This window comes from Paenibacillus sp. 22594 (assembly GCF_052044425.1).
GTDB lineage: Bacteria > Bacillota > Bacilli > Paenibacillales > Paenibacillaceae > Paenibacillus_AQ.
In genome coordinates this window covers 1-12,243 of record NZ_JBQENA010000001.1, presented here as the reverse complement: position 1 = coordinate 12,243, position 12,243 = coordinate 1, and the positions used below count along the sequence as shown (strand labels likewise).

Genomic DNA, 12,243 nt, shown 5'->3' with positions numbered 1-12,243 from the left:
TTACCTCACTAATTCCTCCAGGCTGCCGAATAAGGCTTGTGCCGATTTCATTCTGGTTTCATTGCCAACCACACTGAAGTAGTTCTTCTCCGCCACAGCTTTTAGCAGCCCGGAATATTCCCTGATATCTTCTGGTGTAGTAGACAAGATTTCATTCCGCTCCTGCTGCAATTCTTCTCCGGTAATCTGTTCAAAAAAATGCCGGTCCGCCCGCCGTCTCTGAGCGCTAATACTGAGCGGCTGGTCAAACATTGCCAGGGTGCCAATAATCGATTTGGTCATCTCATCTTCATCCGCTTCAAAGCTTTCAGCAAAACGATACGCCTGATCATAGATCTCCAGAGTCTCCTGCAAATTAGGATCGCGATAGGAAGTGAATAAGAGAATACCCTCTTTTTGCAGAATCAGATTCCCGCCATAAGCCCCGCCTTTTACTCGGACTGCATTCCAGAGGTAGGTTAGACTGAGGATTTTTTTGAGAACTTGCATCTTGCCGGAATACGTAAATCCAAGTTTGTTAAAGTCATATCCCTTAACTACATACTGCACCTGGCTTGAAGACATGAAACCTTCGTTACTGGCATGGTCTTGTGCCTTCAGCACAGGTTTCAGCTCCACCTGCCGATCCTGAAGACTCAGTTGTTCCACATTCGCAGCGAACTCTTCATAGATATCCGAAGCCCCTGTCACAGACAGAATCAGATTCTGCTTGTTGAACAAGACTGCGCAGATATCTTTGAGCGTGTCAGAGAGCCGTTCACTCTGCTGATCTATAGTATGGGCAAGTTCCCGGATAAATCGGTGATAAGCCACACCTCCGAGCTGTTCCTGATACGCACCCCGATCTGAGAAATAGGAAAGCAAACGACTGGCTGCGATTTCATTGCCTTTCTGGTTCAGAATTGATTCCATCTTCGAGGCTTCCCGGCGGACGATTTCCTGCAGCTTGATTAGGTTATCCAGATTGCTGGCATAGAGCAACTCATGGAGCAACTGCAGAGAATTCCCAATGTTCCCCTTCATCACTTTTATGCGCGCACTGAATTTAGGCTGATAATTGGCATCAGAATCTTTAGCGGCACCAAAAACCTCGTTTTGAAAATGAATGCCTCCGGTTTTGATCCCAATTTCACTGGTAAGCTCTTCAATACTGTAAGCGTCTGTCTCCAATTGGCCGAGTACCTTCGACAACAGCACTAGATAAGAAATCTGCTCCGTGTCAACAACCCCAGTGTCCCAATACAGCTTGATATAAGCAATTTGGTTCGTAGGAATCTCATGATGAATCAGTTTTATGCCATTATGCGTGTATTCATGGGTAGGTACTTGCGGTAGTGCGCTGCGGTTAATGTCCTGAAGGGACAGCTTCGGAAGTTTTTGGAGATCCTCAGGCGCGTCCGGACGGCTCTGCCTGGTCAACAGGTTCTGCGTGTTCTCAACAAGCTGATCGAGCTGTTCAGGGGTCAAAGACGCTTTGTATTCCGCAAGCTGCTTACGGTTACATGCTTCTTTTTCGGCTGCAATGGTATTCGACGGTTGAAGTATGACTACACTGCAATGTTGACTGTTCAGCAAATATGTTTCGATCAGCTGTTCAAAGTAACGGTCCGCACACTTTTCCCGGATGGCAGCAAACACAGTTTCATATTCCAGATGGGCAGACGGTGAACCTTCGTACAGCCAGGACTTCATAACCTCAATATTATAGGTCAGCCCTTTCGGATACCGGTCAAAGTCCGCTTCACGCAGTTCAAATTCCTTGCTGTTGACTGCGGCGAGCACCAGCTTCTCATCCAGACCGTCCGCTGCAAGGCGGCTTAACGTAGTTCTGATCAGGTCAAGAAAAGCAGCCTTGGATGAGGGGTTGGAGTGGGTCAGTGTAATACCCAGCAGAGGCTGGACCATACTGTCGGAATAGAAGGCAAACGCGTCTTTGCCCAGACCGCTTTCAAGCAGTGCTTGTTTCAGCGGAGCAGCGTTGCTGTCCATCAATATGTTTTTCAGAATAGTAAAGGCCAGATTCAACTCCCGGTCCAAGGAGGTTCCAATCACATAGTTCATGCTCAGATAGGTCTTATCCTCAGCTGTTTCTGATTCCAGAATGGAATATTCCGCCGTAAATTCCGTCATTCCTGTCGGCTGCTGCATAGATATGGCGGTATCGAAGTCATTCCGGGTGTACTGGCTGAGGTATTCCTGATGGATGAACTGCAGCCGCTCTTCGATGTTCACATCCCCATAGAGATAAAAATAGCTGTTGGACGGATGGTAATAGTTGCTGTGCGCCGCAAGGAACTGCTCGTAAGTCAATGCAGGGATATCCTGAGGATCTCCGCCGGAGGAATGACGATATAAGGTGTCCGGGTAGAGTGACTTTTTGATCCGGTCCAGCAGTACCGTTACCGGTGAGGAATAAGAGCCTTTCATTTCGTTGTACACAACGCCCTTATAGATCAGCTCATCCTCCGTATGCTGCAGCTCGTAATGCCAGCCCTCCTGCTCAAAAATCTCCTGCTGCTTATAAATATTCGGCTTAAACACGCTGTCCAGATAGACCTCCATCAAGTTAGAGAAATCCTTGTCATTCCTGCTTGCCACCGGATACATGGTCTTATCGGCAAATGTAAATGCATTCAGAAATGACTTCATCGAGCCCTTTAGCAGCTCAACAAACGGTTCTTTGACCGGATATTTATCCGAACCGCATAATACGGAATGCTCTAAAATATGAAAAACTCCTGTGCTGTCCACGGGCGGAGTCCGAAAGCTGACGCTGAACACCTTATTATCATCCTGATTCTGCACGCAAAGCAGCCTTGCGCCGCTTTGCTGATGCTCCATCGTAAATACGGAGGATTCGATTTCCCGGATATATTCCTCATGTACGACTTTAAATCCGGAATAGACATTGCCTGTTTTTAAGCTGCTCATAGATTGTCCTCCTCTGATTAAGGCTGTACTTCTCTCTATGAGCTTATCATATTACGGGTTTATTGTTCTAACCTAAGTTAATGCCCGGAGTGAGGGTCTTCCCCAGAGGCAGAAGAGATCTCCAGCATATCGTCGATTTCACTTTGCGTACCGCTGTAAAGGGTATCGGTATCACCGGTCAGCCAGGCATGATTATACGGACCTTCCGCAGGAGAATCCTTGAATTTCGGTTGAAGCTCCATTGTATAATTCATTAACGAATCCGGCATACCATCTTTTTTTGTGAACACTAGCGGAGCATGCTTGCCTAAGTGTGACAACGGCGCAGCTGCAATCGCCAGCATAGTCGAATCCGCCGTCAGTAAAGATAAGTTATGTCCGGGCGTTGTGATGCCCCAGCCGAAGCCGGTTGCTTCATCCTTAAACTTCGCAAAAGCAATGGCGTTCGTGTAAGGATCATCGCCGGAAATCCGCTTTACCGTTCCGTATTCCTGAAGCTGTGCCTCAACATCTGCCGAAACTGCGGACGTTGGGCCAAGAATGTAGATTGTCGCTTTACCTCCGCGGGCTTTGAGGGCTTCTGCAGTAGCTTCCGGAATTTTTCGTTTACTCACATAGAGTAAAGGCTCGGGCATATGCGCGATCCAGTTGACTGCAGGCAGTGAATATTCAGGACTGTCCACGGAGCTGACAATGACGTTTTGCGGCAGCGAGCCGGACACTTTTTCATAATAGGCATCGATCGATTTAGCAATTTCAGCCGGATCTTCCCCCTTAATTGCATCCACCTTCAAATCCAGGATCTTTAGTTGATCTTCTACACCGTCTGCTATTGGTCCGACAAGAACCACTTGAACGCCATCGTTACTCACCGCTCCCATGGGCTTAAGTCTTCTGAGTTCCATCAGCGTTGCTTCCGGAATACCCTCTTTGGTGATGAACAGCACCGGACCATTGTTCGGATGATGGATCAAGTCCGTGCTTACCGCGGCAATCTGCCAGCTGCTGACATCGGTAAGTACCACACTGGAAGGCCGATTGTTCTCCGTTTCCGCCGTCCACAGGGATTGAGATACGAGCACTGCCGCTTGGATCGGATCTGAGGTATTGATTCTGGTTGTATTCTTGGTAGCGATCCAGGGTATAGAAATAGCTGATTGTGATGGAGTGTCCGTTGACGCGGAAGGTGAGTTATTACCTGCGGCACAGCCTGCCAGCGCCGCACCCAGCGATAAAGTCAAAGCAGCTTTATATATGGTTTTCTTCATCGGTGTATCCCTCCATTTCATTGCTCTCGCGAATGTAAATAGAAGTGTACCGGATAATTGTGTAGAAAGAATGTAGAATTGCAACAATTAAAGAATGACTATTATCTGAGAGATAATATTTCTATGCATCTTTCTTTTCGTACAAAAACGGCTGCCCCGCCCTTTACTGGGCGTTACAGCCGTTTTTGAATTCGGATTTGCCATTTTTGGAGTTCTTTTTACCAGGCTACACGGATAATCAGACCTTTGGGATCGCCAACCTCCAGATAAGAGGCTTGACCATTGACATCATCATAAGGGAAGCCGTAAGCCAGGCCGCTGATGCTGTGGTCATGCCAGAACTTCGCATAATAATTGGCTGGAGCAGCATTGTAATAATTAGCTACATTGTTCCAATTGCTGGTTGTATAGACATGGCGGTTGATCGCAGCCGCAGTTGCGGCATCGGTTAGCGCTCCGTCGCAGCGGAGAATATCCTTAGTGCTATAGCCGGAATAGCCGGCGAAATAGTTGGCATTCGCTCCGCCTGGAGCGAATGATCCATGAATCGGAGCTATGATCCGGTATGGCGCTTGATCGGTAGCCAGCGATTTGAAAGCGGCCGGCACTTCGTTCTGATATTTGGTGAATATTCCGGCACGGGTTTCAGATTCCAATTCGCCTACGGTTTGGTCGTAGGAACCGGACAAGCTCACCAGACGGTGCTGGATCGGGAAACCGAAAGCGTCAACCCGGGTAGTATTGCCATGATATCCGGTTGCGTCGACAGTAAATTCAACAAAATCAAAATAAATATTGCGGTTCGGGTCGGTTAGATTGTCGATATCCGGTCCGGCGAAGCCGTCGTTATAGGTTTTGATGTACAATGGTGAACCTACACTGAGGAACATCCGGCCGGAAGTGATTTTAGGCATGTTCACCCAAGAGGCCTGGCTGACCGTATGATAAATATTCGCATAATTCACGCCATTCTTGGTCAAATGGCCTGAAGCGTCATTCAGAGCTGTTGAGATCGGCAACAGATTTCCATTCAGATCCAAATAACTCCATTGTCCGTTGGCCGGATTGATGCCGATAACCCCCCAGTAGATCTGGCTGTCCGGATATGCGCCGCCGGTTCCGTTCATTACCTTAAGCGACAATGAACCGCTTGGCGCTGTAGGAATGGAGGAAGCAGGAATCGAATAGATCGACCCGGAAGGATTCGGTGGTGTTGGTGTAGGTGTAGGTGTGGTTCCGGCAGTGTAAGTGAACCAGCCAGTGTCAAAAGCAGGCGTTCCATTGTTGTACGTGAAGGAATAGTTGATTGCGGTTCCGCTGGAAACACCCGTTACGGCTTGTTCATAGCGGGCGTTGCTGCTGCTGTAAGTCATGCGGAGATTCATCTGAGCACCGTTATTAACCTTGTAATGCACATCAGTCCAACTCGTGCTGACAGTTGATTTGAACCAGATGGTTGCCGTGGATCCTGACAAATCAACACCTTGCGTGTAATCGGCTGCCTCCGCCTTAGAGGCGAACAAAGGGAAACAGGAAACCAGTAGCAGAAGCGCGAGTACGGACATTAGCCATTTTTTTCTCATCGCAATCTTCCTCCATTAAATGGTATAGGTTCTATCACGCACCATAAATGTATGCGTTTACAGTGTTGATTATAGTATCCTTACAGCACATTTAGTAGGAGCAGAATTTCGGTTTTAGGCACCATATTTCGGGTGAAACGTTATAATAAGGTAGTTTTCGCCATCGGATACTGCAAAAAAAGAAAAAAGCCTTAATTCTCCATAATACAGGAGGTATAAGGCTTTTCAAATTCGATTCCAGCTTTACCAATGCTTCGTGATGAAGGTGTCGCGTCCGGATTGCTCGCGGTCCTCTTTATAGTGCTTCGGATTCTTTTTATGATAGTCCTGATGGTATTCTTCCGCCCGGTAAAAGACCGGCGCCGGCAGAATTTCCGTCACTACCGGACCTTCGAACCTGCCGCTGGCCGCTACCTGTTCCCGGGAGGACAACGCAGCCTGACGCTGCTCTTCATTATAGTAGAATACCGCTGTCCGGTATTGTGACCCTCTATCCTGAAACTGTCCGCCGTCATCGGTCGGATCAATTTGCGGCCAGAACAGCTCCAGCAGCTTCTCGTACGGGAACAACGCCGGATCATAAGTGATCCGGACTACCTCATAATGGCCTGTCGTTCCTGTTTTGACCTGCTCATAGGTCGGATTCTCTACGGATCCTCCGGCGTAACCGGAGACAATCCCATGAATTCCGGGGAGCTCCTCAAAAGGTGTTACCATGCACCAGAAGCAGCCTCCGGCAAACATTGCCTGTTCCATAACCTGTATCCCTCTCCCTGTCTATCATCTGCCATATTAGTAACGTATGTTATGAAGATAAGGCTAAATCCGTTTCAAGTCAATTTGAGGGAGTCCATGGCCCATTTTTTTTCAGATGCTTCTGAGGATGTATAAATACCAACAATAACCTCAAGGGCCTTGATCCCCTCGTTCCCGTCAATCCAGAATTTCCGGCCATCGTTGATATGCTTGTAGAAGTCACGGATTAACCGGTTGTGACTGGTTCCCCAGTAAGACTTTCCTTCGACTGCCGTGGACAGGGGTTCACTGAGCAGCGTTTCATGGCCATCCTTCCAGAGGTACAGGCAGTCTCTGCGCAGTAGCAGTGTTCCCTGTTCAAAGATAAGCTCTAATTCAACCGGAGAATTCACCGAATATGCATTTGTACCATAAAAAAGCCCGCGTACTTTATTCTTGAAAAGAATACAGGCATGTGCTGTATCCTCCACTTCAATGACTTCATTCAGCACGTCTGTGGTCACACTTCCCTTAATGGAGGCGATTTCGCCACCGAACCATTGCAGCAGATCCAGGGTGTGGATCGTCTGGTTAATCAAGACTCCGCCACCTTCAGTAGCCCATTTTCCGCGCCAGCTGCTCTCTGTGTAATAGGCTTCGTTCCGGGTCCAGGTCACAATCCCCTTCATGCAGATCAGTTGGCCCAGAATGCCGGAATCAATGGTTTCTTTGATCCGTATGGAAGGTTCATTATAGCGGTTCTGAAACACAACACCCAGTTGTCCCTTGCTGACCGCAGCAGCTTCCTGCATCCTCCGGGCAGAGGGGACATCTATGGCCATTGGCTTCTCAGTCAGAACATGATGCCCGGCCTGAAGAAATTCTACTGCCATCGCTGCGTGGAGATGATGCGGTGTGCATAAATGGATTATGCCGATATCTGTTCTCCCGAGAAGCTGCTTATAGTCTGTTACCGACTCACAGCCGTAGTCCTGTGCAGCTTGTGCTGCCCGTTCAGGATCTACATCGGCAACGGCTACCAGCCTAGCACCTTCCATTGATAGAATTGCCCTGGCATGCAGGGGAGCAATTGCCCCGCAGCCGATGATAGCTGCGCCTATTGTACTCATCCAGTTCACCTTCCGCTCTGGTCTGTGTTAGATTCTGCTATCTGAGTATATCCGGTGTAAGGTTCAGAGCCTGCGATTGTGCTATGAGACACAGCTCTGCCGCTTTAAAGACATGGGCCTGTGTCATCGCCAGCTCCGAGCGCTGCAGGCAATCCAGAATAAGCTCTCCGAAGAAAGGAAAGCCAATCTTACCGGCCACCTGCTCATAATGCTCGCCTTGACTGTCTACCCAGAAGACATGATCCGGTGTATTCGAACGGGCTAAATCGGTGTATTTACGCAGCTCCAGGTATCCTTCGGTTCCCATGATAATCATGCGCCCGTCTCCCCATGTGCCGAGTCCCTCCGGGGTGAACCAGTCCACGCGAAAATACTGGGTTGCTCCGTTGTCACCCACCAATGTGGCATCTCCGAAATCCTCCAGCTCCGGGTAGGCCGCGTGGTTGTAATTGGCAACCTTGCTGTGCAGCACCTTGGCGTCACGGCAGCCGGCATAGTAGAGAAACTGTTCGATCTGGTGACTGCCGATATCACAGAGAATACCTCCATATTTCTCACGCTGAAAAAACCACTCGGGACGGCTGGGCGCATTCAGACGGTGCGGCCCCATTCCGATGAGCTGAAGCACGCGGCCGATCGCGCCCTGTCTGATCAAATGACCTGCATATACTGCACTTTCCACATGCAGCCGTTCACTGAAATAGCACATATATTTACGTTTTGTCTTCTCTGCCTGCACCCGCACTGCCTCCAGCTGCTCCATCGCTGTAAAAGGCGCCTTGTCTGTAAAATAGTCCTTCCCGTGTGCCATTACACGCAGGCCCAGCGGCCCTCTCTCGGAAGGAACGGCGGCAGCCGCCACCAGGCGTACCTCCGGGTCTTCCAGTATTTCTTCTGCAGATCTGGCCACCCGGACTCCCGGATATGCGGCGGTGAAGGTTTTGACTTTTTCCTGATCCGGATCATATACCCATTTCAATTGCGCTCCGGCCTCCACCAGGCCGTTGCACATTCCATAAATATGTCCATGGTCCAGAGCAATTGCAGCAATTATGAATTCACCCGGTCCCACAACTGGTTTAGCCTCATGCTTGGGAGCATAATTCATTCCGTCTTTACGGCTCATTCTTCTTCCCTCCCGATCTGATTACAGCAAGGTATGCAGATACTTCAAACTAATCTCTAGACTCTCGAACGGATTGCGGCGGCAGACATCCTGCTCAACCACATACCACTCTACTCCTGTCTCGCGGCAGGCTTCAATGATCGCTCTGTAATCCATATTGCCTTGGCCGATTTCAGCAAACTCCGCTTTTCTCGCGACCACCGCCATATCCTTCAGATGCACCACCCGCATTCTGTCCTTCACTTTGTTGATCCAATCCACCGGACTTCCTCCTCCGGCCTGAACCCAGTAGAGATCCAGTTCAAAATCGAACGCCCCCGGGTCTGACTCCTGCAGCAGTACTTCAAGGCCGGTGAGGCCGTCCAGACGCTCGAACTCAAAATCATGATTATGATACACAAACTGCAACCCGTGCTTCTGCTTCAGTACATGTGCAATTTGGGAGGCTTTCCTCGCGAATGTCCGATAACCTTCCTGACTTGTCTGGTACTCGCCCGGAAGTGCTCCAAGCCCGATGTATGTACAGTTCCATAGCTTATGCTCAGCGGCCAGTGCATCCAGATCGTTCACCAGCCTGTCCCAGGGAACATGTGTCGCACAGATCGCAAGCCCGGCTTCATCCGCGTATTGCTTCACCAGCTGCGGATCAATCGGCCCAATACCCGATACCTGCACCGCCTGATAGCCTATGTCATGAACCTTAAGAAAACTGTCACGCAGTCCCTCAGCAGTCTGGGTGAACTCCCTTAGGGTATACATTTGCGCGGCAATCGTTGAAGTCTTCATAGGTCGCTTCACTCCTTGAGTTTTAGTGTGTTCCAGATACATTCAACGTCGTTTGTGCAGTTATATCCTTCTGGAAGGTGGAATTCTGCACTTTCTCCATCAGCTTCTCATGAAACAGATCGCTGTCGATCGGCAGCTCCACCCAGTTGTCTGTCCATGCGGACAAATACATGGCGTTTGAGAGTGTCAGGCCATGGATGCCTTCTTCTCCAGGTGCAAGCAAAGGCTCATCGAACAGGATGGCATTTGTGAAGTTACGCAAAATACCTTTGTGCTGCTCTCCATCCCCTTTTTCTACCGGGATCTCGCATTTCCAGCACTCCGGTGCTCCGAATCCGCCTTTAAATTCAGTGTTGAAAACAGGCTCCGGTGTACGCAGCCGCCAGAAGGTCAGCGTACCGTCTTCAATGACGATTTTTCCATTGTCTCCTGTAATTTCAAAGCGGTTCGTCCCCGGAGCTTCTCCGGTTGTGGTAATAAATAGCCCGGTGGCACCATTCGCATACTCGGCATAAGCGGTTACATCATCTTCGACCTCGATCTTGCGGTATTTGCCAAAGTGGCAAAATGCCCGGATGCGTACCGGCATCATTCCTGTGGTCCACTGCCAGAGATCCAGCTGATGCGGGTCCTGATTCAGCAGCACCCCACCGCCTTCTCCGGCCCATGTCGCACGCCAGCCGCCAGAATCGTAATAGTTCTGTGATCTGTACCAGTTGGTAATAATCCAGTTCGTACGGCGGATCTCACCAAGCTCACCGGCCTGAATCAGCTCCCGGAGTTTCTGGTACAGCGGGTTGGTCCGCTGATTATACATAATACCGAATTTGCGGTCCGATTTAGCAGCGGCGTCGTTCATTTCCTGAACCGCTTTGGTGTATACACCAGCAGGCTTTTCAATCAGAACATGAAGTCCGTAGCCCAGCGCTTCTACCGCGAGCGGAGGGTGGTCATAATGCGGCGTGGAAATTAATACGGCATCAATAGCGCCTGACTGAAACATCGCTGTTGCCGTGCTGAAATGCTTCACCTTCTCCGGTAATTGTTCCACTGCCCATTCCAGGCGTTCAGGACTGATATCGCATACAGCAGCCAGTTCCGCCCCTTTCACATCTTCAAGCAGACTCAGGGCATGAGCCCGGCCCATATTTCCGATGCCGATAATTCCATAACGTACCTTTGTCATCTCTATGATCACTTCCTGATTTCAGTTTATGTTATGAGGATAACCTTAATCTTCGGGTGTGAACATGACTGGAATTAAGGAGTATTTGTATATAATTAAGATGTATTAGATAAATGAAAGCGGTATAATAGAAACAACAACCTAAAAGGAGGTGCTCTATGGATCGATTGGGAAATATGACTGGACGCCTGCTGCAGAATTTGAACGTCACCGTGACCCATGCCCAGCTCACCACAGGTTACCCCGGCTGGAACCGCACGAACGAGACACCTTCTTTTAACCGGCTTTATTTTATTGACCGCGGAGAAGGAAAAGTGATCATCAACGGAGTTTCTTATTATCCCAGACCGGGGCAATTAATGATCATGCCTGCCGGTTCCATACAGACTACCGAAACATCGCCAGACCATCCATATACCCGCTACTATTGCCATTTCGATGCCCGCATCGGGGAGTGGCCGCTGTTTCATTCCGCGAACAAGCTGTATATCAGCGATGCTGCCGATCCGGATGCGGTCCGGGCGGTATTTACTGAGATGATCTCACTGTTTCAGGCTGAGGGCTTTCTCTCCTCGATTCGTGTGCAGGCCGCGTTGCTCAATCTGATGGCGTTGTGCCTGGAGGCTGGCGGCTACTCTGATTTCATGGATGATCTGCTGCATACCAGTGATCAGGGCAAACTCGCGCATGTGCTGGAATACATTGACCAGCGGCTGAAGCGCCCCCTTGAGGTCGAGGAGCTGGCGGAGCAGGTGCATTTGCATCCGAATTACTTCATCCCTTATTTCAAAAAATTCATGGGGGTCACCCCCATGCATTATGTACAGCTCAAACGGATGGAGCTCGCCAAAAAACAGCTTTCTTATACCAGCTTCAGCATCTCCGATATCGCCGAGCAGGTCGGTATGGAGCTCGCCCACTTCTCTAAGTATTTCAAAAAAACAACCGGTGTCTCCCCTTCGGCCTACCGGAGCAGTACACGATAAATCCCTGTTAACTGTTTGTTTACTCATCCTGGGTTGCGCCTCCGCGCAGCACCCTACAGAGAGGAAGTGCCATATATGGCTGAGTTAGCCTTACAGCCTGCACTTGCAGGCAAAGTTGCTGTCATTACCGGAGGAGCGGGTGTCTTATGCGCTGTCATGGCACAGGAATTAGGACGCCAGGGAGCGAAGGTCGCTATTCTTAACCGCACCGCAGCAAAAGGAGACTCTCTTGCTGCCAGGATTAACGCCGCTGGAGGACAGGCCCTTTCTGTGGCCTGTGATGTTACAGAAGACAGCAGCGTGCGGAGTGCCGCAGCTGAAGTTCTGAAGCATTGGGGACCTTGTGATCTGTTAATCAATGGGGCCGGGGGAAATCAGCCTTCAGCAGTTACCACGAAGGAAACATTAACCGAAGGAGATTTGGAGAACCCGGAGATGATATGCTCCCCATATAGTGGACAGGTGAAATAACAAAAACCTGTTACTGTATGGGGAGCATTTTTTATGGAACA

Annotated in this window: 10 protein-coding genes; 2 read left to right on the top strand and 8 right to left on the bottom strand. The window is 49.6% G+C overall.

All coding sequences use genetic code 11. The annotated features are described in order from the left end of the window. The 8 genes from ACTJKB_RS00050 to ACTJKB_RS00015 all read right to left on the bottom strand — a co-directional run bounded on the left by ACTJKB_RS00050 (nt 1) and on the right by ACTJKB_RS00015 (nt 10,745). On the bottom strand, nt 1-2,931 hold the full coding sequence (locus ACTJKB_RS00050) for an insulinase family protein (protein WP_440831235.1): 2,931 nt from the start codon (nt 2,929-2,931) through the stop codon (nt 1-3). Nucleotides 2,932-3,008: 77 nt separating this feature from the next. Beyond that, nucleotides 3,009-4,199, bottom strand: a complete 1,191-nt coding sequence (locus tag ACTJKB_RS00045; protein WP_440831234.1) for a cell wall-binding repeat-containing protein — start codon at nt 4,197-4,199, stop codon at nt 3,009-3,011. A 218-nt stretch (nt 4,200-4,417) separates the two neighbouring features. Further along, nucleotides 4,418-5,782 carry a glycoside hydrolase family 64 protein gene (locus ACTJKB_RS00040; RefSeq protein WP_440831233.1) on the bottom strand — a complete coding sequence of 455 codons (1,365 nt, stop codon included), beginning with the start codon at nt 5,780-5,782 and terminating at the stop codon, nt 4,418-4,420. 243 nt (nt 5,783-6,025) lie between these two features. Next, nucleotides 6,026-6,538: a peptide-methionine (S)-S-oxide reductase MsrA gene (msrA, locus tag ACTJKB_RS00035; RefSeq protein ID WP_440831232.1), complete on the bottom strand. Its 513-nt coding sequence runs from the start codon at nt 6,536-6,538 to the stop codon at nt 6,026-6,028. 74 nt (nt 6,539-6,612) lie between these two features. Then, nucleotides 6,613-7,647 carry a Gfo/Idh/MocA family protein gene (locus ACTJKB_RS00030; RefSeq protein WP_440831231.1) on the bottom strand — a complete coding sequence of 345 codons (1,035 nt, stop codon included), beginning with the start codon at nt 7,645-7,647 and terminating at the stop codon, nt 6,613-6,615. Nucleotides 7,648-7,684: 37 nt separating this feature from the next. Continuing rightward, entirely contained in the window at nt 7,685-8,773 is a 1,089-nt protein-coding gene (locus ACTJKB_RS00025) for a Gfo/Idh/MocA family protein (protein ID WP_440831230.1), read from the bottom strand. Nucleotides 8,774-8,794: 21 nt separating this feature from the next. After that, nucleotides 8,795-9,559, bottom strand: a complete 765-nt coding sequence (locus ACTJKB_RS00020) for a sugar phosphate isomerase/epimerase family protein (protein ID WP_440831229.1) — start codon at nt 9,557-9,559, stop codon at nt 8,795-8,797. Between the two features lie 22 nt (nt 9,560-9,581). Then, nucleotides 9,582-10,745, bottom strand: a complete 1,164-nt coding sequence (locus tag ACTJKB_RS00015) for a Gfo/Idh/MocA family protein (protein WP_440831228.1) — start codon at nt 10,743-10,745, stop codon at nt 9,582-9,584. Nucleotides 10,746-10,903: 158 nt separating this feature from the next. Here ACTJKB_RS00015 and ACTJKB_RS00010 point away from each other — a divergent pair, with 158 nt between their 5' ends. Further along, entirely contained in the window at nt 10,904-11,731 is an 828-nt protein-coding gene (locus ACTJKB_RS00010; RefSeq protein ID WP_440831227.1) for a helix-turn-helix domain-containing protein, read from the top strand. 75 nt (nt 11,732-11,806) lie between these two features. Next, nucleotides 11,807-12,202: an SDR family NAD(P)-dependent oxidoreductase gene (locus ACTJKB_RS00005; protein WP_440831226.1), complete on the top strand. Its 396-nt coding sequence runs from the start codon at nt 11,807-11,809 to the stop codon at nt 12,200-12,202. The last annotated feature ends 41 nt before the right edge of the window (nt 12,203-12,243 follow it).

Excerpts from the sequence above, each read along its gene's own strand:
- ACTJKB_RS00015 (WP_440831228.1), bottom strand. The coding sequence starts at position 10,745 with ATGACAAAGGTACGTTATGGAATTATCGGCATCGGAAATATGGGCCGG.
- ACTJKB_RS00025 (WP_440831230.1), bottom strand. The coding sequence starts at position 8,773 with ATGAGCCGTAAAGACGGAATGAATTATGCTCCCAAGCATGAGGCTAAA.
- ACTJKB_RS00045 (WP_440831234.1), bottom strand. The coding sequence starts at position 4,199 with ATGAAGAAAACCATATATAAAGCTGCTTTGACTTTATCGCTGGGTGCG.
- ACTJKB_RS00050 (WP_440831235.1), bottom strand. The coding sequence starts at position 2,931 with ATGAGCAGCTTAAAAACAGGCAATGTCTATTCCGGATTTAAAGTCGTA.
- ACTJKB_RS00040 (WP_440831233.1), bottom strand. The coding sequence starts at position 5,782 with ATGAGAAAAAAATGGCTAATGTCCGTACTCGCGCTTCTGCTACTGGTT.
- ACTJKB_RS00010 (WP_440831227.1), top strand. The coding sequence starts at position 10,904 with ATGGATCGATTGGGAAATATGACTGGACGCCTGCTGCAGAATTTGAAC.
- ACTJKB_RS00030 (WP_440831231.1), bottom strand. The coding sequence starts at position 7,647 with ATGAGTACAATAGGCGCAGCTATCATCGGCTGCGGGGCAATTGCTCCC.
- ACTJKB_RS00020 (WP_440831229.1), bottom strand. The coding sequence starts at position 9,559 with ATGAAGACTTCAACGATTGCCGCGCAAATGTATACCCTAAGGGAGTTC.
- msrA (WP_440831232.1), bottom strand. The coding sequence starts at position 6,538 with ATGGAACAGGCAATGTTTGCCGGAGGCTGCTTCTGGTGCATGGTAACA.
- ACTJKB_RS00005 (WP_440831226.1), top strand. The coding sequence starts at position 11,807 with ATGGCTGAGTTAGCCTTACAGCCTGCACTTGCAGGCAAAGTTGCTGTC.